At 65.7% G+C, this 26378-nt stretch carries 31 protein-coding genes and 1 CRISPR repeat array; of the genes, 19 read left to right on the top strand and 12 right to left on the bottom strand.

The features are described 5' to 3' along the window. The first annotated feature begins 169 nt into the window (after positions 1-169). Positions 170-313: a hypothetical protein gene (locus Mrose_RS18825; RefSeq protein ID WP_182482713.1), complete on the top strand. Its 144-nt coding sequence runs from the start codon at positions 170-172 to the stop codon at positions 311-313. Between the two features lie 111 nt (positions 314-424). Here Mrose_RS18825 and Mrose_RS07140 read toward each other — a convergent pair whose 3' ends face one another. The 7 genes from Mrose_RS07140 to Mrose_RS07105 all read right to left on the bottom strand — a co-directional run bounded on the left by Mrose_RS07140 (position 425) and on the right by Mrose_RS07105 (position 5469). Next, positions 425-703: a metal-sensitive transcriptional regulator gene (locus Mrose_RS07140; protein ID WP_245969646.1), complete on the bottom strand. Its 279-nt coding sequence runs from the start codon at positions 701-703 to the stop codon at positions 425-427. A gap of 20 nt (positions 704-723) precedes the next feature. Then, a complete protein-coding gene (gene pdo, locus Mrose_RS07135; RefSeq protein WP_119276872.1) occupies positions 724-1407 on the bottom strand; it encodes a protein disulfide oxidoreductase in 684 nt (227 codons plus the stop codon). A gap of 306 nt (positions 1408-1713) precedes the next feature. After that, the gene (gene paaD, locus Mrose_RS07130; protein WP_119276874.1) at positions 1714-2205 is read right to left on the bottom strand and encodes a 1,2-phenylacetyl-CoA epoxidase subunit PaaD; all 492 of its coding nucleotides are present in this window, start codon (positions 2203-2205) and stop codon (positions 1714-1716) included. Between the two features lie 130 nt (positions 2206-2335). Next, complete coding sequence (gene paaC, locus Mrose_RS07125) at positions 2336-3094, bottom strand: 1,2-phenylacetyl-CoA epoxidase subunit PaaC (RefSeq protein WP_119276870.1); 759 nt, start codon at positions 3092-3094, stop codon at positions 2336-2338. Beyond that, a complete protein-coding gene (locus tag Mrose_RS07120) occupies positions 3087-3644 on the bottom strand; it encodes a phenylacetic acid degradation protein (RefSeq protein ID WP_119276868.1) in 558 nt (185 codons plus the stop codon). Before Mrose_RS07120 ends, paaC begins: the two co-directional genes overlap by 8 nt. An 8-nt stretch (positions 3645-3652) precedes the next feature. Then, the gene (paaA, locus tag Mrose_RS07115; protein WP_119276866.1) at positions 3653-4624 is read right to left on the bottom strand and encodes a 1,2-phenylacetyl-CoA epoxidase subunit PaaA; all 972 of its coding nucleotides are present in this window, start codon (positions 4622-4624) and stop codon (positions 3653-3655) included. 227 nt (positions 4625-4851) lie between these two features. Next, entirely contained in the window at positions 4852-5469 is a 618-nt protein-coding gene (locus Mrose_RS07105) for a YceH family protein (RefSeq protein ID WP_119276864.1), read from the bottom strand. A 161-nt stretch (positions 5470-5630) separates the two neighbouring features. On the opposite strand from Mrose_RS07105, the gene Mrose_RS07100 reads away from it, so the two are divergent. The 10 genes from Mrose_RS07100 to Mrose_RS07055 all read left to right on the top strand — a co-directional run bounded on the left by Mrose_RS07100 (position 5631) and on the right by Mrose_RS07055 (position 14940). Beyond that, positions 5631-5942 (top strand): hypothetical protein, encoded by a 312-nt coding sequence (locus Mrose_RS07100; protein ID WP_119276863.1) that lies wholly within the window; start codon positions 5631-5633, stop codon positions 5940-5942. A gap of 75 nt (positions 5943-6017) precedes the next feature. After that, the gene (locus tag Mrose_RS07095; protein ID WP_182482712.1) at positions 6018-6218 is read left to right on the top strand and encodes an AzlD domain-containing protein; all 201 of its coding nucleotides are present in this window, start codon (positions 6018-6020) and stop codon (positions 6216-6218) included. A 179-nt stretch (positions 6219-6397) separates the two neighbouring features. Continuing rightward, on the top strand, positions 6398-6841 hold the full coding sequence (gene rimP, locus Mrose_RS07090) for a ribosome maturation factor RimP (RefSeq protein ID WP_119276859.1): 444 nt from the start codon (positions 6398-6400) through the stop codon (positions 6839-6841). Positions 6842-6878: 37 nt separating this feature from the next. Then, entirely contained in the window at positions 6879-8048 is a 1170-nt protein-coding gene (nusA, locus tag Mrose_RS07085; protein ID WP_119276857.1) for a transcription termination factor NusA, read from the top strand. A 158-nt stretch (positions 8049-8206) separates the two neighbouring features. Further along, positions 8207-8479: a YlxR family protein gene (locus tag Mrose_RS07080; protein WP_119276856.1), complete on the top strand. Its 273-nt coding sequence runs from the start codon at positions 8207-8209 to the stop codon at positions 8477-8479. Positions 8480-8500: 21 nt separating this feature from the next. Next, positions 8501-10216: a translation initiation factor IF-2 gene (infB, locus tag Mrose_RS07075; RefSeq protein ID WP_119276854.1), complete on the top strand. Its 1716-nt coding sequence runs from the start codon at positions 8501-8503 to the stop codon at positions 10214-10216. A 49-nt stretch (positions 10217-10265) separates the two neighbouring features. After that, the gene (locus Mrose_RS07070; protein ID WP_119276852.1) at positions 10266-10640 is read left to right on the top strand and encodes a hypothetical protein; all 375 of its coding nucleotides are present in this window, start codon (positions 10266-10268) and stop codon (positions 10638-10640) included. A gap of 76 nt (positions 10641-10716) precedes the next feature. Next, on the top strand, positions 10717-12972 hold the full coding sequence (secD, locus tag Mrose_RS07065) for a protein translocase subunit SecD (RefSeq protein WP_119276851.1): 2256 nt from the start codon (positions 10717-10719) through the stop codon (positions 12970-12972). 134 nt (positions 12973-13106) lie between these two features. Continuing rightward, positions 13107-14246, top strand: coding sequence for an ABC transporter permease (locus tag Mrose_RS07060; protein ID WP_119276849.1), 1140 nt, complete (start codon positions 13107-13109; stop codon positions 14244-14246). 10 nt (positions 14247-14256) lie between these two features. Then, positions 14257-14940 (top strand): ABC transporter ATP-binding protein, encoded by a 684-nt coding sequence (locus Mrose_RS07055; protein WP_119276847.1) that lies wholly within the window; start codon positions 14257-14259, stop codon positions 14938-14940. Between the two features lie 142 nt (positions 14941-15082). On the opposite strand, the gene typA is transcribed toward Mrose_RS07055, so the two are convergent. After that, on the bottom strand, positions 15083-16867 hold the full coding sequence (gene typA / locus Mrose_RS07050) for a translational GTPase TypA (RefSeq protein ID WP_119276845.1): 1785 nt from the start codon (positions 16865-16867) through the stop codon (positions 15083-15085). Between the two features lie 269 nt (positions 16868-17136). On the opposite strand from typA, the gene Mrose_RS07045 reads away from it, so the two are divergent. Beyond that, positions 17137-17823, top strand: coding sequence for a Uma2 family endonuclease (locus Mrose_RS07045; RefSeq protein WP_119276843.1), 687 nt, complete (start codon positions 17137-17139; stop codon positions 17821-17823). A 41-nt stretch (positions 17824-17864) separates the two neighbouring features. Here the strand turns inward: Mrose_RS07045 and Mrose_RS07040 are convergent, their stop codons facing one another. Beyond that, positions 17865-18080 carry a hypothetical protein gene (locus tag Mrose_RS07040; RefSeq protein ID WP_119276841.1) on the bottom strand — a complete coding sequence of 72 codons (216 nt, stop codon included), beginning with the start codon at positions 18078-18080 and terminating at the stop codon, positions 17865-17867. Positions 18081-18189: 109 nt separating this feature from the next. Here Mrose_RS07040 and Mrose_RS07035 point away from each other — a divergent pair, with 109 nt between their 5' ends. From Mrose_RS07035 to Mrose_RS07015, 5 genes are all read left to right on the top strand, one after another. Continuing rightward, complete coding sequence (locus Mrose_RS07035) at positions 18190-19161, top strand: alpha/beta hydrolase (protein WP_119276839.1); 972 nt, start codon at positions 18190-18192, stop codon at positions 19159-19161. Positions 19162-19191: 30 nt separating this feature from the next. Then, on the top strand, positions 19192-20088 hold the full coding sequence (locus Mrose_RS07030) for an SPFH domain-containing protein (protein WP_119276837.1): 897 nt from the start codon (positions 19192-19194) through the stop codon (positions 20086-20088). A gap of 61 nt (positions 20089-20149) precedes the next feature. Further along, a complete protein-coding gene (locus Mrose_RS07025; protein WP_119276835.1) occupies positions 20150-20335 on the top strand; it encodes a type II toxin-antitoxin system antitoxin in 186 nt (61 codons plus the stop codon). Between the two features lie 6 nt (positions 20336-20341). Next, on the top strand, positions 20342-20833 hold the full coding sequence (locus Mrose_RS07020; RefSeq protein WP_119276833.1) for a hypothetical protein: 492 nt from the start codon (positions 20342-20344) through the stop codon (positions 20831-20833). Positions 20834-20840: 7 nt separating this feature from the next. Beyond that, positions 20841-21317: a methyltransferase family protein gene (locus Mrose_RS07015; protein ID WP_220452297.1), complete on the top strand. Its 477-nt coding sequence runs from the start codon at positions 20841-20843 to the stop codon at positions 21315-21317. Positions 21318-21488: 171 nt separating this feature from the next. Then, positions 21489-22612: direct repeats of the CRISPR family, unit length 29 nt; unit sequence GTGTTCCCCACGCACGCGGGGATGAACCG. A 63-nt stretch (positions 22613-22675) separates the two neighbouring features. On the opposite strand, the gene Mrose_RS07010 is transcribed toward Mrose_RS07015, so the two are convergent. The 3 genes from Mrose_RS07010 to Mrose_RS07000 are packed head-to-tail and all read right to left on the bottom strand — an operon-like array spanning position 22676 to position 24543. Further along, on the bottom strand, positions 22676-23815 hold the full coding sequence (locus Mrose_RS07010; RefSeq protein ID WP_119276829.1) for an NAD(P)/FAD-dependent oxidoreductase: 1140 nt from the start codon (positions 23813-23815) through the stop codon (positions 22676-22678). 57 nt (positions 23816-23872) lie between these two features. Next, complete coding sequence (locus Mrose_RS07005; protein WP_119276827.1) at positions 23873-24118, bottom strand: sulfurtransferase TusA family protein; 246 nt, start codon at positions 24116-24118, stop codon at positions 23873-23875. Positions 24119-24129: 11 nt separating this feature from the next. Beyond that, entirely contained in the window at positions 24130-24543 is a 414-nt protein-coding gene (locus tag Mrose_RS07000; protein WP_119276825.1) for a DsrE/DsrF/DrsH-like family protein, read from the bottom strand. A gap of 166 nt (positions 24544-24709) precedes the next feature. Between Mrose_RS07000 and Mrose_RS06995 the strand changes: the two genes are divergently transcribed. Beyond that, entirely contained in the window at positions 24710-25045 is a 336-nt protein-coding gene (locus tag Mrose_RS06995) for a hypothetical protein (RefSeq protein WP_182482711.1), read from the top strand. Positions 25046-25168: 123 nt separating this feature from the next. Further along, complete coding sequence (locus Mrose_RS06990; RefSeq protein WP_119276823.1) at positions 25169-26254, top strand: LacI family DNA-binding transcriptional regulator; 1086 nt, start codon at positions 25169-25171, stop codon at positions 26252-26254. Positions 26255-26378: the final 124 nt, after the last annotated feature.

Below are 26378 nucleotides of genomic sequence, written 5' to 3'. Positions count from 1 at the left end.
TGATCCTCTGTGAGGGTCTTACGTCGTACGTCCTACGTCGTACGCAAAACGCAAGACGCGAGACGCCTTCCTCGACCCTAGACTCTGGACCCTCGGACAGGCCACCGGCCTTACCGCCCCTCTCTCCGGCGAGGCTCCGCTGCGGCGCTCGGACAATCCCGGCGGCCAGGTGCGTAACCTGCCCAATCCCTGGCGCGGCGGTCAACCCCCGCAAAGCGTCCGGCGGCAGGTGGAGCGCTACCTCGAGTCCGAACCCCTACCCCCCGAAGTGCGCAACCTGCTGCGGCGCTATTTCGAGCTGCCCGAGCAGTGAGGGAGCCGTCAGCTATCAGCCTTTAGCGGTAAGCGGGAAGCCCGTGGCGCGCGGTCTGTCGAGGGTCGAGAGCCAAGGGTCCAGGGCATTTTGCGTAGAACGTACGACCCCTCACCGCAACAGCCGCACCGCGTCCAGGATGGCCTTGGTGTCGATCTCACCCCGGCTCATCTCGGCCTGGCACTCCAGCAGGTACTCCTCGAGCACGATCTCCCCGATACCCTCCAGCGCCCCACGCACCCCCGCCAGCAGGGTCAGCACCTCGTGGCAGGGCCGTCCTTCCTCGATCATGCGCTGTAACCCGCGCACCTGGCCCTCCAGGCGGCGCAGGCGGTGGAGGAGCTTCTGGCGCTCGGCCTCGGGCGGACTCGGGATCAGGGCTTCGCTCACGGGCCGCTCCTGCTCGGGCTTCAGGCCGTGACCCCTACGCCCGCCGCCTTGAGGGTGGCCTCGAGGAAGACCCGCTCGGGCTGACCGCCCAGCACGCGCTGCTGGGTGAGGCCGTGAATGATGGTGTCGGGCACGCCGGAAATCTTGTAGCGGCTGGAGAGCACGGGGAACTCGCTGGCCTCGATCCCCTCGGCCACGATGTTGGGGTTGTGGTAGGCGAACTTGAAGGCTGTCATCACCGCGCGGGGGCAGTAGGGGCAGGTGGGGGTCACGAAGCTCTGCATCCGCACCGGCTCGCTGACCTTCGCCAGCTCCTGCCGGGCGGCCTCGGGGAGCTTGCTCTCACCCGTGCCCAGCATCAAGAGGGTCTCGAGCAGTGTGGAGAACTCATAGCCGCTGGGGATGCCCACAAAGCGGATGTTGCCGCGCTGTGAGCCCGCCTCGCGCAGCAGCGTGGTGGGGGCGTGGGTCAGGCCCAGGCTCTGGGCCTCGGGGTCGCTGAAGGATTTTTCGATCACCGTGATCTTGTCGCTCAAGCTGGCGATCTCCTTGAGCAGTTCCACGGTTTCCTGCTGCAAACCGGGCTCATCCTGGCCGGGCAACACCAGCGCGCTCTTGGTGAAGACCACCAGCTCGATAGGCCGGGCGATGGGTTGTAGAATCTCCCTGACCTGTGCCTGGATCTTTTCGTCTAAAAGGCTCATCCTGTCTCCTATTCCCCTCTGGGGTTCAGTATACCCCCTGGGGCTATTCGACAGTATACCCCCTATAGGTATATGATTCCAGCCAGGAGGCACAATGTGCTCCCGACAGATCTACGAGGAGGGGTTAGCCCAGGCCAGCTACTACCAGCTCCTCGAGGACGGCGAGGAGTTGAGGGTGGGCAACGTCCGGATCAAGGCCCTGCCCACCCCCGCGCCTTCCTCACCGGCGGCATCCGGGCCTGAGCTCAGGCAGGGTGTCCCCTCGAGCGCGACCCGCAAGCGGAAAAACCGGTGGCCAGCCCTACGTCACAGCGTCTTAAAGCTCTCGAAGGGCTCCCGGCAGACGTTGCAGACGTAGATGCTCTTGCACAGCGTGGGGCCGAAGGTGTTCTTCACTGCCGTGTCGAGCGAGCCGCAGCGCGGGCAGCGCACGAGCTCGAGCTCCAGTTCGATCAGCCCGAATTCGCTCGTCGGGCGCGGCGGGGCGATGCCGTAGCGCTCGAGCTTGGCCTTGGCCTCCGGGGTGATGCAGTCGGTGGACCACGGCGGGAAGAGCACGGTCCTGACCTCGACCTCGGCGAAGCCCAGCCCCCGCACGGCCTGCTCGAGGCCCTCCCGGATCACGTACAGCGCCGGGCATCCCGAGAAGGTGGGCGTCATGGTCACGACCGCCTTCCCTCCCTCCACCTGCACGTCCCGCACGATCCCCATCTCCACCACGTTGATGACGGGGATTTCGGGGTCGGGCACCTGCGCGAGGGCCTGCCAGATCTGCTCAGCGTTGGGAAGGGGGGTCATAGGAACCTCGAGGGGACGGGAGAAGAGGGTAAAAAGGCTAAAAGGGAAAAAGGCGAAAAGCACAAAGCCAAAGCAATCGCCCGGCTCTTTCCCTTTTTACCTTTTCCCCTTTTCACCTTTTTCTCCCCTCTCACCACACCTTCGCTTCCGCGTCCCAGCGAGCGGTGGACTGCATCTCGGCCAACAGCGACCACAGATGCTCGGTGTGCATCTGGCGGGAAGTGGGCTGGTAGCCGGGTTGCAGGGGCAGCTTCAAGCCCGAGTTCTGGAGGTGCTGGGTGGTGTGAAGGAGCCAGGTTTGCTTGAGCCCGCCCAGATCCGGCACGATGCCCTCGGCCACCAGCACCCCCTCGCCCTCCAGCGGCACGAAGAGTTGCTGGGCATAGCCCCACTGCGCGTCCAAAGCCGCCTGCATGCGCCGGTTCGACTCCTCGGTGCCCAGCCCCAGCCGCTCGACCCAGGCCTGGGTGTGCTGGAGGTGGAAGCGCTCCTCGCGCAGGATCTTGGCAGCGACCTCGGCCAGGGGTTTGTAGGTGCTGTCTTTCGCCGCCGAAAGCCACAGCGCCTCGTAGGCGTCGAAGAGGTACTGCCTGAGCAGGGTGAAGGCCCAGTCCCCCTTGGGCAACTCCACCAGTTCACAGTTGTGAAACTCCGCAGCGTCGCGTAAGAAGGCCAGCCGGTCGGGGTCTGAGCCGTCGAGAGTCGAGCGCAGGCCGTACCAGAGCGTAGCGTGCCCCAACTCGTCCTGGGCGATGTTGGCCAGGGCGATGTCCTCCTCGAGGATGGGCCCGTGTCCCACCCACTCGCTATCCCGGTGAGCCAGGATCAGCTCGTCATCGGCCAGAGCGGTGAGCTTGGCAATGAGGGCCTGTTTTACCTGCTCATTCATCGTCATCCCCCTGTGTGCGCTTGTGCTTGCCAGCGTGCGCCCCCACCAGCCCGTAGTACGACTGCTGCTTGTAGGTCTTGTCCTTGGCCGGGGCGAACCAGCTCTCGACGGTTTCGGGGCTGTCCTCGCTCTTGGTCACGCTCGAGGCCGGCACCACCCACCACGCCAGCGCAGGAGCGTCGGTGAAGCGTTCTATGGCCAGCTTTAGCGCGTCCTCGGGGGAGGGGGCCTCGAGTTCGCCCACGTAGTCCACGAAGGTCATCGAGCGTTTGTGGGAGGTCTTGCGGAAGACGTAGTACGTCGAGGGTTTAAGGTCGAAGGTCGAGGGCTTCAACTCCCGACCCTCGGCAAGCTCTTCCTTCGTCACCGAGAGGATCGCCGAGGCAGGAGCGACCCACATGCTCACCGCCTGGGGCCGGCGGGCGAAGACGTTACGCGCGGTGAGCAGCGCGTGAAAGGGGTCGGCGGCGTGCACCGAGCCCACCGCCTGGTGGGGCTTGGAAGGAGTGTCCTGCTTGAAGACTTCCCAGCGGGGCCACTGTGTGTCCATAAAACCTCTCAAACCGCGACCGCGGTCTGCTGCCTCCTCGCCGCGTAGGCCGCCAGCGCCTCACGTACCCAGGCGCCTTCGGCGTGGGCACGGCGCCTCGCCTCGAGGCGCTCCTTGTTCATGGGGCCGTTGCCGCCCACCACGGCCCAGAACTCGTCCCAGTTGATGGGCCCGTGGAGCCAGTTGCCCGTGGCCTCGTCGTAGCGCAGGTCGGGATCGGGGAGGGTGAGGCCGGCCTCCAAGATCTCCGGCGCGTGCTCGTTGATGAACTCTTGCCGCACCTGGTCGTTGGTCTTGGTCTTGATGCCCCACCTCACCAGCGTGGGCGTGTTGGGCGAGTCGGAGTCGTGGGGGCCCAGCATCATTAAGGCGGGCCACCACCAGCGGTTGATGGCGTCCTGGGCCATGGCGCGCTGCTTGGGCGTGCCCTTGGCATAGAGGATCACCATCTCCTTGCCCTGCTTGTGGTGGAAGGTCTCCTCGGCGCAGATGCGCACCATGGCCCGGCTGTAGGGCCCGTAGGAGCACTGCGCCAGCATGGTCTGGTTCTTGATGGCCGCCCCGTCCACCAGCCAGCCGATGGTGCCGATGTCGGCCCAGGTGAGGGTGGGGTAGTTGAAGATGGAGGAGTACTTGGCCTTGCCCGAGAGGAGGGCTTCCAGCATCTCCTCCCGCGTGACCCCCAGCGTCTCGGCGGCGTGGTAGAGGTACTGCCCGTGCCCGGCCTCGTCCTGCACCTTGGCGATGAGGATCATCTTGCGCTTGAGGCTGGGCGCCCGCGTGATCCAGGCCCCTTCCGGCAGCATCCCCACCACCTCGCTGTGCGCGTGCTGCGAGATCATGCGCACGAGCTGGCGGCGGTACTCCTCGGGCATCCAGTCGCCCGGCTCGATCTTCTCCCCCCGCGCGATACGGGCCTCAAACTCGGCTAAGCGCTCGCCATAATCGGGGTCCGTGGGTTTTCCGAACTTTCCAGGCATGGGCCTACCTCCCAAACTAACGCTCGTTAGGTTAAGAGTATAGGGGGCAAATGCCCTGCGATCAAGAACCCCCACACCGTGAAATTTGGACTTCAGTCCAAGTTAGGTCGCAATTCCCCGCCTTCAAAAATCGGTTGCCGGATACGTCTACGTCGGCGTAAACCTCCTCGAGGCTCAGCTTCAGGCTCAAGCAGGGCAGCTCGAGTTCAGCTACCGACAACCATCCCTCAAACCCCCAGCGCCTGCTTCAACCCCTCTACCGCTGCCCGCAGTTCGCGCATCTCGGCCTCGAGCGCCTCCACTCTCGCCTCGAGTTCGCTCTTCTCCTCCGCCCGCGCCACCGGGGCCGGGGTTCCCGAGAGCAGGTGGGCGTAGCGGGGCTCGCGCTCGCCGCTCTGGCGCTCGAGGCGCGTCACCAGGGGGTTGGGGGCGAGGTTCATCAGAAAGCTGAGGACCGCCTCGACCTCCTGGGTGGAGGCGAATTTGTGCATGGACTCGGTGCGGGCCCTCAACTCGCCCACCGTCTGGGGGCCGCGCAGCATCAGCACCGCCAACACCGCCAGGGCGGGGGGCTCGAGCTTGAACTCGCGGTCGAGGAACTGGCGATACTTGGGGGCGCGAGCGCCGTACTCCTTGACCAAAGCGGTCAGGCGCTTGATCTGGAGGGTGTCGAGGGCTTCTTGCACTTCGGCGTCGCTGAGGTTGGTGACGGGGTTGCGGCCCTGCTTCTGGTTGGCCCCCAGCCGCACGGCGTTGAGGGTCAGGGGGTAGTACTCGGGGGTGGCGAACTGCTTCTCGATGAGCGTCCCCAGCACCCGCACCTCGGTCTGGTTGAGAAGTTCCACGGCAGGATTGTATCGCAGGGGCGACGGCGACGGGCTTGCGTGCTGCGAAGCTCGCGGAGCGATGAACCGAGTACATAGCCCGGCTGGCGGGTCGTTTGCAGCGCCTTGAGCGGGGCGAGCTGTCTAGAATTTGCCCATCACCGCAAACCCCAGGAGGTCTCATGTCGGTCCAAAAACTCATTGACACGGTTCAGGAAGCCGTCCGAACCTCGCAAAGCCTCAACATCTATCTCGTCGGCTCAATAGGCAAGGACTACCGCTCGGGCTTCCTCACCCTCTACCGAGGGGAACTGGTCCAGTTCGCCCTGCACGACAAAGGGGGCCGGGCCGCCCTGGCCTACCTGCCCAACTACGAGATCAGGGAAGTCATGACCTCGCCGGTGCAGGGCACCCCTGGCCGTGATGTCAACGTGCCTAGTGTGAAGGAACTGCTCGAGGCCATCGCCAAGTCACGCTGGGTGCACAACCCTTAGAGCGGTTCCCACGAACACCCCATACAGCCAACCAGGCCGTGTTAAAACACCCGCCGATCCCGGCGGGTGTTTGGGGTGGCCCTGCGAGTCGCGGCCCTGATCCCGGTGGCCGCTTTCGCCGCGCTGGTGGGCAGTGGGCTGAGGCTTGACCCGGCAACCTGGCCACACTGGGTCGCGGTGGCGGCAGGGGGCCTGGCGGCCTATCGGGGAGTGCCCGTATGGGGCACAATTGCCCTCGGGCTCGGAGTTTTCTGGCTGCTGCGGGCGCTTGTTTAAAGTGGCCTGGAGTGCTAAACTTGGTTTTAGCGGTTCTCCCTGGTAATTCGGGGTGGGTTTCGGGCCCACCCCTTCTTCTTGGGGGAAGTGGAATCTCAGGTCCATAGCCGTTGTGAGGAAAGGAGGGATCTCCAAGCTGAGCGCACAGGTCTTCGAGGCTCGGATTGGGGGTTTGAACCGTGGATTGGCAGCAACTGGCCCAAGAGGTGTTGGAGCGCCTGGGATATGACGTGCTGGAGGCCAACCTAAAGTCGGCAGGCCGGAGCCGGGTGCTTCTGGTGCGCCTCGAGCGCAAGGACGAGCATCCGGTGAGCGTGGCCGACCTCGAGCGTGCTAGCCACGTCCTGAGCGACGAGCTCGACCGCCGGGACCTGATCGAGGGGGCCTATCGCCTGGAGGTCGAGTCCCCTGGCCCCGAGCGCCCGCTGCTCACCGCCCGCCACTTCGAGCGCTTCATGGGGCTCAAGGTCAAGGTCAAAAGCGAGCAGGGCAACTTCACCGCCCGCATCCAGGGAGTCCAGCCGGGGCGAGTGGACTTCGTGCTCGAGTCCGGCGAGACCAGAAGCCTCGAGTTGGGCAGCTTTAAGGCCAATCTGGCCGAGTGGCCGGATACGCCGAGGTAATCAAGAGGCAATCAAGTCGTACGACAAAGGAGGAACAGTGAACCGAGAATTCGTAGAAGCCCTGACCCAGGTAGCGGTCGAGCGCGGCGTGACCGCCGACGAGCTGATCGCGGCCTTCGAGTATGCCCTGCGGCAGGCTTACCTGCGCCAGCGGGGCTACAAGCAAAAAGACGTGGAGGAGGGCCTAGGCCCCGTGGTGGAGGTCAACCTCGACCCGCAGAGCGGGGAGCTGGAGGTGCTCGAGATCCGCACGGTGGTGGAGAAGGTGGAAAACCCCGACCGTGAGATCTCCCTCGCCGACGCCCTCACCTACGATCCCGACGTGCAGGTAGGCGAGGAGATGGAGTTCCCCGTCGACCGCGAGGAGTTCACCCGCATCGCCGTGCTGGCTGCCAAGCAGGTGCTGACCCAGCGCCTCAAAGAGGCCGAGCGCAACCGGGTGCACAGCGAGTACAAGGACAAGGAGGGCGAGGTCATTACCGGCACCGTGGCCCGGGTGGACAACCGGGGCAGCGTGTACGTGGACTTAGGCCGCGGCGAGGCCCTGATGCCCCTCAAGGAGCAGATCCCCACCGAGCGCTACCATCCGGGCAACCGGATCAAGGTCTACCTCAAGCAGGTGCAGCGTGGCTCCAAGGGGGCTAGCCTGATCGTCAGCCGCGCCAGCGAGGAGTTGCTGCGCTACCTGCTGCGCCAGGAAGTACCCGAGATCGCCGAGGGCATCGTGGAGGTCAAGGCCATAGCCCGCGAACCCGGAAGCCGCTCCAAGGTGGCCGTGATGAGCCACAACCCCAACGTCGATCCCATCGGGGCGTGCATCGGGCACAAGGGCCAGCGCATCCAGGCCGTGAGCTCGGAGCTGGGCCGCGAGCGGGTGGACATCATCCAGTGGTCGCCCAACGTGCGCGAGTTCATCCGCAACGCCCTCTCCCCCGCCCAGGTGGGCAACATCGAAGTGGACCTCGAGGGCAAGCGGGCGCGGGTGGTGGTCTCGAAGGACCAGCACTCCCTGGCCATCGGCAAGGCCGGGCAGAACGTACGCCTGGCCAGCAAGCTCACCGGCTTCGAGATCGACTTCGAAGAGGCCGAGGAGATCACCGACCTCGACGCGGCCATGCTGCGCGCCAGCGAGAAGGAAGAAAAAGAGCGCGTCAGCCCAAAAGTCAAGAACCGTTTCGAGAGCCTGTTCACCGACTCGGACGAGTAGAATGTCCAACGCTGAGGGCCAAACGCCAAGCACCAGCGGGTCGTACGTCATACGACGCACGCAAGGTGCAAGACGCAAAACGTCGGTGTTTTTGGCGTTTAGCGTTTTGCGTTTAGCAACTTTTAGCTATCGGCTATCGACCTTCGACGGAGTGTAGCATGAAACCCAAGCACGTTCCCGAGCGCATGTGCGTGGCCTGCCGCAGGCGCAGGCCCAAGCGGGAGCTGCTTCGCATCGTGCTTACTTCCGAAGGCCCGGTGATCGATCCTACCGGCAAGAAACCCGGACGCGGCGCTTACGTGTGTCCCGATGAGGCCGAGTGCTGGGCTGAGAAAAAGCTGCGGCGCTTCGCCGGAGCGAAGGCCGCCACGCTCTCCCAGGCGCTTTTCACCCTGCTCGGTCCCGCCGTATCCGAGAAACCCTCGAGCTAAGCACCATTGTTGGAGGTGTCAATGGCCAAAGTACGCATTTACCAGCTTGCCAAAGAGCTGGGCATGAGCAACGAGGAGCTGCTGGAAATCCTCGACAGCATGGGGGTGGAGTACAAGTCCCACGCCTCGACCCTCGAGGACGAGACCGCCGCGGCGGTCAAGGAACTCATCGGTGAGCAGCGCCTCGCCGAGGAAGCCAGGAAAGCCGAGGAAGCCAGGAAGGCCATCCCCCACCGCGCGCCAGTGGTGGTGATCATGGGCCACGTAGACCACGGCAAGACCAGCCTCCTCGACTACCTGCGCAAGAGCCGCATCGCCGAGAAGGAAGCGGGCGGCATCACCCAGCACGTGGGGGCCTTCGAGGTCAAGACCAAAGGGGGGACCGTGGTCTTCATCGATACCCCCGGTCACGAGGCCTTCACCAGCATTCGCGAGCGCGGGGCCAAGGTGGCCGACATTGCCGTCATCGTGGTGGCCGCCGACGACGGGGTGATGCCCCAGACCCGCGAGGCCATCGCCCACGCCAAAGCCGCCGGGGCCAAGCTCATCTTCGCGGCCAACAAGATGGACCTGCCCCAGGCCAGCCTCGAGAAGGTCTATCAGGGCCTGATGAAGGAGGGCATCGTGCCCGTGGCCTACGGCGGCGAGGCCGAGGTGCTGCCCATTTCGGCCAAGACCGGGCAGGGCGTACAGGATTTGCTGGAGACCATCCTCATCACCGCCGAACTCGAGGACCTACGGGCCGACCCCAATGCCGAAGCGACGGGGGTGGTGCTCGAGTCGCGCATCGACAAGCAGGCCGGGGTGCTCGCCAGCCTGCTGGTACAGCAAGGAACCCTCAAGGTGGGCGACTACGTGGTGGCCGGGGAGCATTGGGGCAAGATCCGGGCCATGACCGACTCCGAAGGGGTGCGGCGCAACCAGACCGGCCCCTCCACCGCCGTGCAGGTGCTGGGCTTCTCCGAGCCGCCCTCGGCGGGGACTGCCTTCGAGTGGGTGCCCGACCAGGTCGCCGCCAAGGAGATCACCGAGGAGCGGCGGCTGGAGCGCGAGGCCCGCGAGGTGGCTCCCGAGGTGGGCCGCCCGCGCAACATCGCCGACCTGCTGCGCCAGATGCAGGGCAGTGAACAGAAAGAGATCAACCTCATCCTGCGCGCCGACACCCAGGGCTCGCTCGAGGCCATCCAGCAGATCCTCTCCCGCGAGCAGAGCGAAGAAGTGAAGATCAACCTGTTGCTCGCGGCGGTGGGAGCCCCCTCCGAGTCGGACGTGCTGCTGGCTTCGACCGCCAACGGCGCGATCCTCTCCTTCGGCGTGACCCCGGCGGGTTCGGTGAAGAAGATGGCCGAGCAGAAGGGCGTGCCGCTTCAGAGCTTCCGCATCATCTACGAGCTCATCGACGAGGTGCGCAAGATGGTGCGCGGGCAGAGGGAGCCGGTATACAAGGAGGAAATCCTCGGCCAGGCCGAGGTTCGCGCGGTGTTCAAGCTCTCCAGCGGGGTGGTGGCAGGTTGCATGGTCACCAGCGGCAAGATCACCCGCAACGCCGACATAAGGGTGCTGCGCAAGAAGCAGGAGATCTGGAAGGGCAAGATTCACAGCCTCAAGCGCCTCAAGGACGACGTGCGCGAGGTGGCGCAGGGCTTCGAGTGCGGCATCCTGCTGGAGGGCTTCAGCGACTTCCAGGAAGGCGACGTGCTCGAGGCCAGCCAGCGGGTCGAGGTGGTGCAGGAGTGAGGCTTGGGCGAGGCGTGCCCGGCGCGGGGATTCGGTAAGATTGACGGGCATGGGTAGGGGCTGGGTCAGCTGGGTGGTCCTAGGGGTTCTCCTCCTGGGCCCCGATCCCCTCATCCTGCTCACCCCCCCCACCAAGGCCATCCAGGCGAGCTGGTCGAGCAACCCCGGCCCGCAATTCCAGGAGAAAGCCAGCCCCCAAGGCTGGTTGGGCTGGCTGCCTTTCGTGCTGGGTCGGGGTGAGCGCTGCCGGCTGGCCCGACTGCGCCTGGGCCCCCCCCGGCCACGTCCGGCCCGGCCCCGCGCCCAGGGGCGGCTGTTCCTGCTCTACGGGCGTTTGCAACTCGGGGGCTGCCCAACCCCAAGCCGACGAGGGCTCCCCGGATGCCGGGAAGCCCTCGTCGAACGCAATGGCTTTGTAGGATAACCCACGGAACAAACCCTCGACCCAATTCGCGTCGCCGACGCTCTTTAAGGAGTACTGAAGCATGCGACCCCAACCCATGCGGCCCAGCTACAGGCCGCGCAACCCTACCCCGCAGGCCAACCCCCTGTGGACCGGAGTGTTTTTGCTGCTGGTGCTGATCGCCGCTGTCATCGGCATCTGGAAGCCCTGGGTTCCCGCCAGTGAACCCCGCATCAACCTGGGCCTCGACCTGCAGGGCGGCCTGCGCATCACCCTCAAGACCGAAATCGCCAACCCCACCAAGGAAGACCTCGACACCGCCCGCACCGTGCTGGAGAACCGCGTCAACGCGCTGGGCGTGGCCGAGCCGCTGGTGGCGGTGCAGGGCAACGACCGCGTGGTGCTCGAGCTGCCCGGCCTCAAGCAGAGCGACCAGGAGAAGGCCATCCGGCTCATCGGCCAGACCGCCAAGCTCGAGTTCCGCATCGTCAACCAGGGCGCCAGCGGCACCACTGTAGCCGAGATCAACGAGCAACTTCGCAACAACCCCAGCCTCAAGCGCGAGGAGCTGGAGAAGAACCTCATCAAGCTCAGCGACCTCGGCCCGGCGCTGCTTTCGGGCTCTGACCTCGCCAGTGCCCGCGCCAGCTTCGAGCCCGGCACCGGTCGCCCCATCGTCGAACTCTCCTTCAAGCCCGAAGGCGCCCAGAAGTTCGCCGACATCACCCGCCAGAACGTGGGGCGGCGGCTGGCCATCGTGCTCGACGACAAGGTCTACACCGCGCCCAACATCAACCAGGCCATCACCGGCGGCAACGCCATCATCACCGGGCTCTCCGGCCTCGAGGAGGCCTCCGACATCGCGCTGGTGCTGCGCTCGGGCGCGCTACCGGTCAAGCTCAACATCGCCGAGACCCGCGCCATCGGCCCCACGCTGGGCCAGGACGCCATCGCCTCGGGCATCCGCGCGGCCATCGTAGGCACCGTCCTCATCTTCCTCCTGCTCTTCGCCTACTACGGCTTCTGGATGGGCCTGGTGGCCGCGCTGGGCCTGATCTACACCTCCGTCCTCATCCTCGCCATCTTCACCAGCCTGGGCGTGACCCTCACCCTGCCGGGCATCGCGGCGCTGATCATGACGCTGGGCGCCGCCGTAGACGGCAACGTGCTCTCCTTCGAGCGCATCAAGGAGGAGCTCAAGAACGGCAAGCGCTTCCGCCAGGCCATCCCCGGCGGCTTCTCGCACTCCATCATCACCATCCTCGACGTCAACATCTGCCACCTGCTGGCGGCGGCGGCGCTCTACCAGTACTCCACCGGCCCCGTCAAAGGCTTCGCGGTCTCATTGGCGGTGGGGGTGGTGGCTTCAGTGTTCTCCAACTTGGTCTTCGGTCGCTACCTGCTCGAGCGCATCGCCGCCATCCGCGAGGTGCGCCCGCCCTACTGGCTGTGGGGCACCAAGATCGACTTCATGAAGCCCGCCCGCTACGTGACGCTGGTGAGCCTGATCCTGGCGGCGCTGGCCGGGGGGGTGGTGCTGACGAAGGGCTTCAACTTCGGCATCGACTTCACCGGGGGCACCGCCTTCACCATTCGGGTCCCTCAGAGCGTGAACTCCGAGCAGATTCGCTCCTTCCTCGACTCCAGCGGCATCGCAGGGGCAGGCGGAGCCGAGGCCATCGTCACCAGCGTTTCCTCCAGCACCGGCAAGGAGTTCTCGGTGCGGGTCAAGCAACTCAGCGAGCAAAACCGCATCGCGCTCGAGCAGGCCTTCACCCAGAAGCTCCAGGCCCAGGTGCTCCAGTCGGAGACGGTGGGCCCGGCCATCGGCTCCGAGCTGCGCCGCAACACCATCTGGGCGGTGCTGGTGGGGCTGGGTCTGATCCTCGTTTATGTGGCTATCCGCTTCGACTGGGTCTTCGGGGTGGCCAGCCTCATCGCCGTGGGCCACGACATCGCCATCGTGGCCGGGATGTACAGCCTCTTCGGGCTCGAGTTCACCATCCCCACGGTGGCCGCCTTGCTCACCATCATCGGTTTCTCGCTCAACGACTCGGTGATCATCTCCGACCGCATCCGCGAGAACCTCAAGCTCATGCGCGGGGTCAGCTACTACCAGATCGTCAACACCTCCATCAACCAGACCCTCTCGCGCACCATCATGACCGCGCTCACCACCATGCTGCCCATCCTGGCGCTGCTCTTCCTGGGCGGCCCGGTGCTGCGCGACTTCTCGTTGGCGATCACGGTGGGCTTCGTGGTGGGCACCTACTCCTCGATCTACGTGGTCTCGGCGCTGGTGGTGTGGTACAAGACCCGCGAGGCGGCCCGTCGCAAGACGGCTAAAGCCTAGCGCCGTCGCTGGGCGATAGCCAGGAGGCGTCGAGGGCTGGATCGGCCTTCGGCGCCTCGCGCATTGCATACGACGTACCCCCTTTGCATCCTGGCACCCTTCCTTCCCGCCCCTCAGCGGATATCCTCAGGCTCATGGAAGTCCTGGCCCTGGTCTATCGCAACCTGCGCGTGCGGCCCGTGCGCAGCCTGCTGACGCTGCTGGGCATCGTGGTGGCGACGGCCAGCATGGTGCTGTTCATGTCCTTCGGTGAGGGTTTGCGCAGGGCCCTGGGGAGCGAGCTTGCCAGCGTGGGTCCTGCGCTTTTGATCCTGCCCGAGGGGGTGGAAGCGTTCAGTGCGGGTTACCCCGAGCTGCCGCCTGCCGTGGTGCAGAAGCTCGAGGCCATCGCAAACGAGGTAGGGATCACCAAGATCATTCCTGTCACGGTCTTCGTGCGGGGTGGCTTCGACCCGACCAGTAGCTTCGCCTTTCAGGGCCTGCCCAAGGGGGTCAGCCCCAAGGACATCTACCCCAACCTGAAAGTCGCCGAAGGCGTGTTGCTGCCAGGGGCCAGGGGAGCGGTGGTGGGCGGGACCATCGCCCAGCGCAACAACCTCAGCCTGGGCAAGACCCTCCGCCTCTCGCCGCAGGTCTCGCTCGAGGTGGTGGGGGTGCTCGAGCGGACCGGAGGCCTCGCCGACAGCGTCGTCTATGTGCCCATCGAAGCCGTTCGCACGGTGCTGGGCACCCCGAACTACACCTCCATCCTGCTCTCCATCCGCGACGACCGGCGCGCCGAAGCGGTTGCCAAAGCTATCGAAGCCCAGATTCCGGGCATCGACGCCCAGACCTCGGGTGACGTGCTGCGCTTCGCCGAGCGGGCGGTGCGCATCAGCGACCTGGTGCGCTTCGGCATCAGCCTGGTGGCCCTCACCGTGGGGGGGCTGCTGGTGGCCAACACGGTGATGATGTCGGTCTACGAGCGCATCCGCGAGTTCGGGCTGATGCGGGCCATCGGGGCCAGGCGGCGCTTCATCTTCGGGCTGGTGCTGCTGGAAGCCCTGCTGCTGGGGCTAGGCGGGGGCCTGCTGGGGCTGGTCCTGGGGCAGTTAGCCTCCTTCGCGGTCAACTGGTACACCGTGCGGGAGGTGGGGCTGGCCCTTTCCGCCGTCACGCCGCGCCTGGCCCTCTTCGCCCTGCTGGTGGCGCTGGCGCTGGGCCTGCTGGCCGGGGCGCTGCCCGCCCGCACCGCCAGCCGGATTTCGGTGGTCGAGGCTTTGGGCCGAATCTAAGGAGGTCGCAGTGCTCGAGGCCATCAACCTGACCAAACGCTTTCACCAGGGTGACATCGACGTGACCGCCGTGGAGCGCTTCAGCCACCGCTTCAAAGCGGGCATCACCGCCATCGTGGGGCCTTCGGGCTCGGGCAAGACCACCCTGCTCAACCTGCTGGCCGGCTTCGACACCCCCACCGAGGGCGAAGTACGGGTGCAGGACGGGGGGAAGGAGGTAGTGCTGTCGCGGCTGGACGAGGGCTCGAGGGCCGGGCTGCGCCTGCGGCTGATGGGCTTCGTGTTCCAACAGTGGAACCTCATCCCCACCCTGACCGCGCTCGAGAACGTGGCCTTCCCCATGCTGCTGGCCGGGCACAAGCGTAAAGAGCGCCAGGAGCGTGCTGCCTTCCTGCTGGCGCAGGTGGGGCTGGAAAAGCGCCTCAAGCACCTTCCCCACCGGCTCTCGGGGGGTGAGCAGCAGCGGGTGGCCATCGCCCGCGCGCTGGCCTTAGACCCGCCCATCCTCTTCGCCGACGAGCCCACCGGCAACCTCGACTCGGCCTCGGGGGAGCGGGTGATGGAGCTGATCTACTCCCAAGCCCGCAAGGGACGCACCATCATCGTGGTGACCCACAACCTCGAGCTCGCCCGGCAGGCCGACCGCATCCTGCGTGTGCGCGATGGCCGCTTGCTGGAAGAGGTGGTCCAGTAGCCCGCCGCAACGACCTGACCCGCATCGAGAAGAGCAGGCTAACCATGTCGGCAGGCTTTAAAAGAAGAAAATCGCCGAGCTGAGGCGGACGCTGGCGGTCGCCCTGGACCCGCCCGACCCGGATGGCTTGGAGCTATGACGATCAGACCACTTCGGCCCGCTTGCGTTGGCTGGGGTCGAGCACCCGCTTGCGCAGCCGCAGGCTCTTGGGCGTGACCTCGAGCAGTTCGTCGGGGGCCAGGAACTCCAGGGCCTCCTCGAGCGTGAACTTGCGGGGCGGGATCAGGCGGATGTTCTCGTCGGAGCCGGCGGCGCGGATGTTGGTGAGCTTCTTGTTGATGCAGACGTTGACGTTGAGGTCGTTTTCGCGGGAGTTCTCGCCCACGATCATGCCCACGTAGACCTCGGTGCCGGGGTCGATGAAGAAGCTGATGCGCTCTTGCAGGCGGTGGAGGCTGTAGGCGAAGGCCACGCCCGCTTCCATGGCCACCGCGCTGCCGGTGGTGCGGGTCTCGAGCGCGCCCACGTGCGGCCCGTAGCTGTGGAAGTTGTGGCTCATCACGCCCTCGCCGGCGGTGAGGGTGAGGAAGAGGGTGCGGAAGCCGAAGAGGGCCCGGGCCGGGACGGTGAATTCAGCGCGCACGCGCCCTCCCTCCTGCTCCATGTGCACCATCTGGGCCTTGCGGGTGCCCAGCGCCTCCATCACGGGGCCGAACTTGGCCTCGGGCACGTCCACTACCAGGTACTCGTAGGGCTCGTGCACCTGGCCGTCCACTTCCTTCAGCAGCACGCTGGGCTGGCCCACGCTGAACTCGAAGCCCTCGCGGCGCATGGTCTCCAGCAGCACGCTCAGGTGCAGCTCGCCGCGCCCGTGCAGCTCGAAGGTATCGGGCGTGACCTCAATGACCCGCAAGGCCACATTGGTCTCGAGCTCCTTCAAAAGCCGCTCGCGGATCTGGCGGCTGGTGACGAACTTGCCCTCTTTGCCCGCGAAGGGCGAGGTGTTGGGGGTGAGGGTGATGCTCACGGTGGGCTCGTCCACCGCCAGGCGGGGCAGGGCCTCGGGGGCCTCCTTGGCGGCGAGGGTGTCGCCGATCTCCACGCCCTCCATGCCCGCGATGGCCACGATGTCGCCGGGGGTGACTTCCTCGACCTCGAGCCGCTCGAGGCCCTGGTGGGTGAAGGCCGCCACCACCTTGGCGTCGCGGTTGCCGTGCTCGCCCACGATGGTGATGACCTGGCCCTTGCGCACGGTGCCGCGGTGCACTTTGCCCAGGGCGATCTTGCCCAGGAAGTTGGAGTAGTCGAGGTTGGCGACGCGCAGTTGGAAGGGGCCCTCCTCGATGCGGGGGGCGGGGATGTGGGTCAGGATGACCTGGAAGAGGTCCTCGAGGTTGTCCTTCTTCTCCTTCAGCCAGGCCGCGCCCTCGCGCCCGATGGCGTAGAGGTAGGGGAAATCGAGCTGCTCGTCGGAAGCGCCCAGCTCGGCCATGAGGTCGAAGGTCTCGTTCAAGACCTCGTCGGGGCGGGCATCGCGCTTATCAACCTTGTTAATGACCACGATGGGCTTAAGCCCGGCCTCGATGGCCTTCTTGAGCACGAAGCGGGTCTGGGGCATGGGGCCCTCGGCGGCATCGACGAGCAAGAGTACCCCGTCCACCATGCTCAACGCGCGCTCGACCTCCCCGCCGAAGTCGGCGTGGCCGGGGGTATCGACGATGTTGATCTTCACGTCGTTCCAGACCACGGCGGTGTTCTTGGCCAGGATGGTGATGCCGCGCTCGCGCTCGAGGTCGTTCGAATCCATGATGCGCTCGCCCTCCGCGTCGTGGCGGGAGAGGGCTTTGGCCTGCTTGAGCATGGCGTCGACGAGCGTGGTCTTGCCGTGGTCCACGTGCGCGATGATCGCGATGTTTCTGAGTTCCATACCGTCCTCTTGGGGGATTGGGTTGCCTCTCCCCGGCCCCGAGGAACGGCAACGACACAACCTTCATAGTCTACTGGCCACAAAGGGGTTTGTATAGGGCGGGAAGGAGAAAGGGCGAGCCCCCGTGCTCGCCCCTACACCCGGCAATCGATCAGCGACGTACCCCAGCGTTTAGCCTCTTGCCTACGACCCGCGTTTTGCGTTTGGCGTATCGCATACGGCGTACAGCTCATGGCGCTCGGCAGGATCGCCCTATAATCACACTGACCATGCCCGTGAGCGCCCCCCGTCCCGCCCGGCTGAGCAAAGAGGAGTGGCTCGAGCTGGAGAAGCAAAGCGGCCTGCGCTACGAATACCTCGACGGCTTCGTGTACGCGATGGCCGGGGAAAGCCGTACCCACAACGACATCGTCGTGAACATCACCCTCGCGCTGGCCCAGAAAGCCAGGGCCAAAGGCTGTGAGTTCCAGGTCGAAAACATGCGAACCTGGGTCAAAGCGCTCAACCGCTACTACTACCCCGACGTAGTGATCAGTTGCGGCACTGAAGCTCACGAAAGCGAAATCCACGAGCCCTGCTTCATCGTGGAAGTACTGTCGGAGAGCGGTTCCCACGAATACCCCACACGGCCAACTAGGCCGTGTGGGGTAAAACACCCGCCGAGATCGGCGGGTGTTTGTGGGAAACGCGATGAGACCACCGCCGACAAGGACCGGCGGGAGAAGCTCGAGGCCTACTTCAAGATTCCCACCCTCAAGACCTACGTGCTGGTCTCGCAGGAGGAGAAGCGGGTGGAAGTTTATCAGCGAACCCGCTGGAACTTGGTGTGGAGCGAGTTGGTCAACGACAGTGAACTCGAGGTCGCCTGCTTGGGAGAAACCCTCAACCTCGAGCAGATCTACGCCGGGCTGGCCGTCGCCGAGGTCGTCGAACCCTCGAGCGACGTGAGCCCCTGAGCCCCCCGCGGCTGGAGGGGCCCGGCAAGCCGGAGCCGCCGCTACCCGAGGTAAACGCAGGGGTCGGGAGAATCCGCCTTGGGTGCTTCGGTGCTCTCTTCCCGAAAGCTCATCAGCATCAGCAGAAAGGTTTCGGTAGAAGCCGCTTCACTCCGGCGGATCTCCGAGGCGATGGTCTTGGCGAGCTTGGGCAGCAACTGGCTCAGCGCCCGTTCGGGGTCTTCCGTATGGGGCAAAACAGCCAGTAGCTTTTCCATAGGGAATTAGCCTACACCCGCCACGCCAGGCCCACAACCCACTCGACCCTCTGAGCTCAGCCTTGATCTTTGCTTTCAAAGTGATATCATTTTACTAACAGGAGGCATCATGGCACGTATTCCCATCATCGTAGGTTTCATCGCCGCAGCCACAGGGCTGCTGGGCAAGGGCTTAGCCGCCGCCCAGGAGGTGGTGCTCGAGACCCCCACCGGCAAGCTCTACGCCACCCTCGAGCTGCCCGCCACCAACCCGCCCTACCCCGTCGCCCTCATCCACCCTGGCTCCGGTCCCACCGACCGCGACGGCAACAGCCCGCTGCTCCCCGGGAAGAACGACAGCCTGAAGCTGCTGGCCGAAGGGCTCGCCGCGCAGGGCATCGCCAGCCTGCGGGTGGACAAGCGGGGCATCGCCAAGAGCGCGGGCGCGCTGGCCCGCGAGGAGGACGTGCGCCTGGAGAGCTTCGTCGAGGACGCGGCAGCCTGGCTCGAGTGGCTGCGCCGCGACGGGCGATTCGGCAAGCGGGCGGTGATCGGGCACAGCGAGGGCTCGCTCATCGGGATGCTCGCCGCCCAGCGGGCCGGGGCCGACGCCTTCGTCTCGCTGGCCGGGCCGGGCCGCCCGCTGGGGCAGATCCTGCTCGAGCAGCTCAAGCCGCAGCTCCCCCCCGCCATGTACCAGGAGGCCGAGCGGGTGGTGAAGGAGCTCGAGGCCGGGCGCACCGTGCCCGAGGCCAGCATCCAGCTCCCCCCGCAGCTCACGGCGCAGCTCTTCCGCGCGAGTGTGCAGCCCTATCTGATCTCGCTCTTCCGCTACGACCCCGCCCGAGAAATCGGCAAGCTGAGCGTTCCGGTGCTCATCGTGCAGGGCACCACCGACCTCCAGGTGAGCCCTGCCGAGGCCGAGGCCCTGGCAAAGGGGAACCCCAAGGCCCAGAAGGTGATCATCGAGGGCATGAACCACGTGCTCAAACGTGCCCCCACCGACCCCCAGGCCAACCTCGCCGCCTACAGCGACCCCAAGCTGCCGCTGGCCGAGGGCCTGTTGGAGGCCGTGGTACGCTTCCTGCAGGCTTCGCTTTAGACACACCCGCCACCGCTCATAGGAGGCTATATGAACATCACCCGCGAGAAAAGGGCCCTGGCGCTGCCGGGGATTCTGGGTCTAATCTTGGTGCTGGGGCTGCTGGCCTGGGGTGGGTTGCAGCTTCGCGACTTCGTCCTCGAGGTCACCCGCAGCCGCGTCAACGAACAGGCCATGCTGCCCACGCTGCTGTACGGGGTAGGTTCAATTGTGCTGGGCTTCATCCTGATGGGGGGCTTTTTGGTGGTACAACCCAACGAAGCCCGGGTCCTCACCTTCCTGGGTAAGTACACCGGCAGCATCACCCGCGACGGCTGGTACTGGGTCAACCCCTTCGCCAAGAAGCAAAAGCTGAGCCTGAAGGTCAACAACTTCAACTCCGAGCGGCTGAAGGTCAACGACGCGACGGGCAACCCCATCGAGATCGCGGCGGTGATCGTCTGGCGCGTCACCGACAGCGCCCGCGCCACCTTCGACGTGGAGGACTACCAGGAGTTCGTGGCCATCCAGTCCGAGACCGCCATCCGCGCCCTCGCCAGCCGCTACCCCTACGACACCCACGACGGCACCGAGTCGCTGCGCGGCAACCCCGACGAGGTGGGCGACGAGTTGCGCAAGGAGTTGCACAAGCGCCTCGAGATCGCCGGCATCGACGTGCTCGAGGCCCGCATCTCCCACCTGGCCTACGCCCCCGAGATCGCCCAAGCCATGCTGCGCCGCCAGCAGGCCCAGGCGGTGATCGCCGCACGGCAGAAGATCGTCGAGGGCGCGGTGGGCATGGTCAAGCAGGCCCTCGAGCAGCTCAAGAGCGAGGGCGTGGTGGACCTCGACGAGGAGCGCAAGGCCGCCATGGTCAACAACCTGCTCGTGGCCCTGGTCTCCGAGTCGGAGGCCTCGCCCATCATCAACACGGGCAGCCTGTACTGAGCGCTGGCGGCCCAAGGACCACATTCCACGGTAAACCGCCGCGGGCTACGGATCGCCTTCTATGGCCGAGAAGAAGAAATTCCTCTTGCGCATCGACCCCGAGCTCTACGAGGCGCTCGAGCGCTGGGCCAACGACGAGTTTCGCAGCGTCAACGCCCAGATCGAGTTCGTGCTGCGGGAGTCGGTGCGCAGGGCGGGAAGGCTCAAGGCGAAAGCCCAGCCCGAAGCCCCCACGGAGGAGGACTGAACTGAGATGTTCAAGCAGCGCATCAGCGGGAGGGTCGGCGGCCCCAGGACCGGCTACGACGTCAACCTGACCTGGGACGGCACCCACCTCACGGGCCGCGTCGGCGGAGCGCACCAGGGCAAGGACGTTCACCTCAACCTCAGCAACGGCCAGGTGAGCGGGCGGGTCGGGGGCAAGCACGCCGGCTTCGACGTGCAGGGCACCTTGAGGCCCCAAGCTCTGAAGCTGCGCCTGGGCGGGGCTATCCTCGGCAAGGACCTGCGGCTCGAGCTCAGCCGCACCCACTTCACCGGGCGGCTGGGCGGCCCGAAGCTTGGGCACGACGTGAGCCTCAAAACCACCGTGCCCAACCGCCTCAGCGGGCGTATCGGCGGGCGCTTCGACGGCAAAGACGTGCGCCTCAGCAGCACCGCACCGCTCGAGATCACCGCCCTCGCCGCCGTGATCGCCTTCTATGCGCTCGAGCAGAACCACCAGTCCAGCGCCGCCTCCGGCTGAGGGTGCTATGGTCTGGCTCAAGGCCCTGCTCTTCACCCTGGTAGCCCCCGTCACGGTCGTCCTGTGGGTTCCCCTGTGGCTGCTGGGCTGGAGCTACCCCCGGCCCGCCCTCCTCCTGCAGTGGCTGGGGCTGCTTCCCATCGCCCTGGGCGCGGCGGTCTATCTGTGGTGTGTCTGGAACTTTGCAGCCAGGGGGCAGGGCACCCCGGCCCCCATCGACCCGCCCAAAACGCTGGTGGTACAGGGGCTTTATCGCTGGGTGCGCAACCCCATGTACATGGGGATCGGGCTGGTGCTGATGGGCGAAACCCTGCTTTTCGGCTCCGGAAGCCTGCTGCTGTACACCCTGCTGGTCCTGCTGACCTGCCACCTCTTCGTGATCCTCTACGAAGAACCCACCCTGCGGCGGCGCTTTGGCCAAGCCTACGAGGATTACTGCCGCACCGTCCCCCGCTGGGTTCCCCGCTTCAAAAAACAACCTTGAGTGCCGCGATTCAAACTCACCTGTCCCACCGGGAATGCCCGACCTTGTGACTCTGAGCGCCCGCCCCGATGCTAGGATGGATCCATCAACCCAAAGGGTTGGCGATACTTGAAAATCGGCTCGAGACACATCAAGGGGGTCAAGGGGCAATTTTTCTCGCTAGAATCAAGTGTGTTCCCCACGCACGCGGGGATGAACCGGGAGACCAGGACCATAACCCTCAGAGTAAACGTGTTCCCCACGCACGCGGGGATGAACCGGAAGGGCGAAGGTCCTCAGGGGCTATTCCCCAGTGTTCCCCACGCACGCGGGGATGAACCGGCTTAGCCAAAGCTCCTCTTCTAGCCCCCCCCGTGTTCCCCACGCACGCGGGGATGAACCGCCTGGGCGGTGCCGGGGCGGGGGAGCCCCCCGTGTTCCCCACGCACGCGGGGATGAACCGCCCCAACCCGCGTGGTAGACGGGCTTGTCGGGGTGTTCCCCACGCACGCGGGGATGAACCGGGCGCCCAGGACGCGGGCGGTCGCCTTAACCGTGTTCCCCACGCACGCGGGGATGAACCGGCCTCGAGCAGGTCCATCAGCAGATTGAAAGCGTGTTCCCCACGCACGCGGGGATGAACCGAGCGTTCCGAATCTAATAGAGATCGCGGGAACGTGTTCCCCACGCACGCGGGGATGAACCGCGCTGGATCGAGCACGCCCGCACCGCCACCGCGTGTTCCCCACGCACGCGGGGATGAACCGGAAGTCATGGCCGCTCTGGCGGAGCCCTTCGCGTGTTCCCCACGCACGCGGGGATGAACCGGTCATCTGTTCCTCCACGAAATGCGCCCCGTAGTGTTCCCCACGCACGCGGGGATGAACCGTCACCGCCAAGCTCTTCCCTGGGGGGGGCAACGTGTTCCCCACGCACGCGGGGATGAACCGCAAGCTGCGCTCCCGGATACTCCAAAGCGCTGGTGTTCCCCACGCACGCGGGGATGAACCGTAGCCACAGACCCCTGCTCCAGAATTCTCCAAGTGTTCCCCACGCACGCGGGGATGAACCGCGGCAGCCGCATTCGGTCTAACTCGTTCTGCAGTGTTCCCCACGCACGCGGGGATGAACCGGAGCCACCTTCCCCTCCCCCCACAGGGGCTGCGTGTTCCCCACGCACGCGGGGATGAACCGGTCGTTCGCTCGGTCACCCGTAGCCGCCCCCGGTGTTCCCCACGCACGCGGGGATGAACCGATGTGAGCGATGCCCTGAAGGAGCGGGGCATCGTGTTCCCCACGCACGCGGGGATGAACCCTGTGGCGCGGGCTCGGCGGTGCGGCCCGGCAGTGTTCCCCGCGCACGCGGGGACGTTACCCGCCTAAATCACCCCCGTAGGCACCAAGTACCAGTACGCCTTGTTGAAGGCCATCTTCTCGTAGTGGTAGAGCCAGCTCGGGGCTGGGGGGTTGGGCGGGGTGTCGTAGTCGAAGGCCAGGATGCTGGCTTTTTCGTAGCCGGACTCGAGGAAGCACGTCACCTTGCCGTGGTAGGCCGCGTGGCGGGGGTCTACCTCGCGACCCTGGATGGCGGCGGCGATGCGCTCGGCGATCACGGGGGCCTCGAAGTGAGCGGTGGAGCCAGCCTTGGAGATGGGCAGGTCGGTGGTGTCGCCCAGGGCGTAGACGTTGGGGAAGCCGGGCACCTGGAGGGTGCTGCGGTCGGTCTTGACCCAGCCTTGTGCGTCGGCGATGAGGGAGTTCTCGAGGAACTTCGCGCCCCGGTGCGGTGGGATCATCACCAGCAGGTCGTAGGGTAGTTCGGTGCCCTCGAGGCTGTAGGCGATCTTCTTTTGGGGGTCCACGGACTCGAGGTTGAAGAAGGTCTCCACCCTGACCCCGCGCTCAGCCAGCAGGGGCGCGGCGAGGTCGGCCACGCTCTGGATGGTGAACACGCGGTCGATGGGGTAGGTGTAGGTGATCTCGGTTTTGTCGCGGATACCGCGGCGGGAGAGGTACTCCTCGAGCAAGAAGGTGAACTCGAGGGGGGCCACCGGGCACTTGTGGGGCAGACCGCCCACCCCCACCACGATCCTGCCGCCGGTGAACTCCTCGAGGGCGCTGTGCAGCCGCCAGGCGGCCTCCTCGGTGTAGAAGTGATGAGCGCCCTCAGCCAAGCCTGGCACATCCTCGGGGGTCACCCGGGAGCCCGTCGCCACCACCAGATAGTCGTAGCCCAGCTTGCGGCCATCCTCGAGCTCGACGGTGTTATGGGTCGGGTCCAGCGCGGTGACGCGGGCTATCTCGAGGCGAATCCTCCGGCGCAGCAGGCTCCTGAGGCTTCTCGACAGCGTCCTAGGGTCCTGCCAGCCGAAGGGCACGTACAGCCAGCCCGGCTGGTAGAGGTGGCGGGGCGAGGCGCTGACGAGCGTGATCTCGGCTTCGCCCTTGAGCTTCTTGGACAGCAGGTTGGCGACCAGGGTTCCGCCCGTGCCCCCGCCTAGCACCAGAATCTGTTTCATGGCTCCTCCTCGGCAGCGGGGCCCAGGGTCTCCCTGAGCCCGCTACGGCTTGCCTCGCTAATGGGTCTTGCGGACGATAAAGCGCTTGGCATCGCCTCCGACGTCCTCGAGGGCCACCAGCTCGTGGTTGGCCTTGGCGACCCAGGCCGGGATGTCCTTGACGGAGCCGGGGTCGCTCGAGAGCACCGCGATCACGTCGCCCACCGCGGCAGAGCGCACGGTGCGGATGAGCTCCATCAGGGGACCGGGGCAGAAACTCCCACGGGCGTCGATTTCCTTGGCGATGGTAACGGGACTGAGCATGGTTTCCTCCTTCAGATGAACAGCGTCTGCGCGCCCTCGGCTTCCTTGATGAAGTAGGCCACGCCCACCACGTCCTCGACAATGGGCTCGAGGTCGTCCTTCTTGAGGTCGAACATGTCCAGGGTGGCGCTGCAGGCGTAGATATGGACGTTGCCCACCTCCTTGGCGTCCTGGAAGTTCTTCATCCAGTGGGGGATGTTCTTGGCCTTCATGCTCTGGGCCAGCACGTCCTCCATGCCCTTGAACTCGTTGGGCATCACCATCGGGGCTTGCTCGTAGCCCTTCTTGAAGGCCAACAGCCCCCCGAAAGTGAGGAACACCGTCACGTCCTTGCCCATGGCCGCCGCTCCCGCGGTGAGGATCGAAGCCGCCATCAGCTTATCGGTGGTGCCGCTCTCGACGATCAGGGCGAATTTGTCTGCCATAAAGCCGCTCCTCTCTTTCTCGAGTCTTATTCTGCTTTTATACCCCCAGGATGTATGTCCTGGGTAAAATGTCCCTACTAAACGAAATTTTCGCAATCAAACTGATGAGGGTAGGAATTTTATTTCTCTTATTTATCGGTAACCAAATAAATATACCCCCATTAGCATGGGTATAGCGTTCGACAGCGGAGCAAATCGCCGTCTTAGGACATGGCCTGGGCTGGCTCGAGCAGATCGCCGCCCCCTGGCCTGTAGCCACCTCTCCGAGAGCGACCGGGGGACCCCCGGCAGCGGCAACGTGTACTGGGACGAGGTGTTCAGCGGCCTGGGCGCTATCGGCTACTGGGGCGACCTGGTGATGGAATCGTTCGTAGCCCTCAACCCGGACATTGCCCGCGCCACTTGCATGTGGCGCCCGGTAGTCGAAAACCCGGCATACCTGGTACGCGAAGGGCTGGCCTTCCTGCGTTCGAAGGCCCGCTCCCACGGCCTGCCGGGCTGAGCCTCTTTACTCGCTCTGGGGCTTGACAGCGAGTGAGGGAGAGGTGTATAACGGCTGCAATCGATTGCAGCAGACGTTTGCAGCCGCTTGGAATCGGCGGTCGCGGGGAGTGGAGTGTAGCCCATGAAGCGGGGGACCCAGCCGGGAATGGTGCGGCAGGAGGACGTGGCCGCACGCGCCGGGGTCTCGGCTTCCACGGTGTCCCGCGCGCTGACGCGGCCCGAGATGGTGACCCCCGAGACCCGCAGGCGAATCCTCGAGGCCGCCGAAGCGCTGGGGTACGCTCCCAACCAGCTAGCCCGCAGCCTGCGCAAGCAGGGCTCGCGCACCATCGGCCTGATCATCTCCGATATCCTGGTACCCTTCCACGCCGAGGTGGCCAAGGGGGTGGAGGATCTGGCCAGCGAGCACGGCTTCGCCACCATCCTGTGCAACTCCGGCGAGGATCCGAGGGAAGAGATGCGCTACCTGGAGGTGCTCAGGGGCTTCCAGGTCGGCGGCATCATCATCGAGCCCACCCGGGGCACCGCCCAGCGCCAGCGCATCGAGGCCCTGGTCAGAAGCGGTACTCGTGTGGTGGAGGTCGACCGCATCAGCGGGGCTAGAGGGGTCACCTCGGTGCTCTCGGACAACCTGGGGGGAGCCGCGAGCGCCGCTGAATACCTTCTGAGTCTGGGGCACCGCTCTTTCGCCGTGATCGCCGGCGACACCAGCATCACCAGCGGGAAAGAACGCCTAGCGGGCTTCCAGGGGAGCCTGGAGCGCCAGGGGGTATCCCTGGACCCCCGCTGGGTGCTCAGCTGCCCCAACACCCCCGAGGGGGGCTATCGGGCTGCCCGCGAGCTGTTCGCCCGCCCCGGCCTGCCCTCGGCCCTTTTCGTGCAGAACGCCCAGATGATGAGCGGGGTGCTGCGGGCGGTGCGGGAGGCGGGCCTCGAGATCCCGCTCGAGCTGTCGGTGGTGTGCTTCGACGAAACCCAGTGGGCCGCCCTGGTGAACCCCCCCCTCACGGTGGTGGCTCAGCAAGCCTACGAGCTCGGGCACACCGCCGCGAAGATCATCGTGGAGTCCATGGAAAGGCGGGGGGCGCGGCAAAAGTCGCGGGTCGTGCGACTGCCGACCCGGCTGATCGTGCGGGAGTCCTGCCGGGAAGCCCAGCCAAGCAGACCAGATGCCCCGGCTATATCCGGACACAGCCGGGCGCGATGAGACGGATTCCCTGCTCTGCACGGGGCAGATCCAAATGACGAGAGGAGGTGATGCGAAAGATCCAGCAAAACCCTGATGGTTAGGCTCGTAACCCGTGGTTTCTCACCTGAGATCCGAAGGAGGC

This window comes from Calidithermus roseus, assembly GCF_003574095.1.
GTDB classification, from domain to species: Bacteria; Deinococcota; Deinococci; order Deinococcales; family Thermaceae; genus Calidithermus; species Calidithermus roseus.
This window is presented reverse-complemented; position numbering and strand designations above follow the sequence as displayed.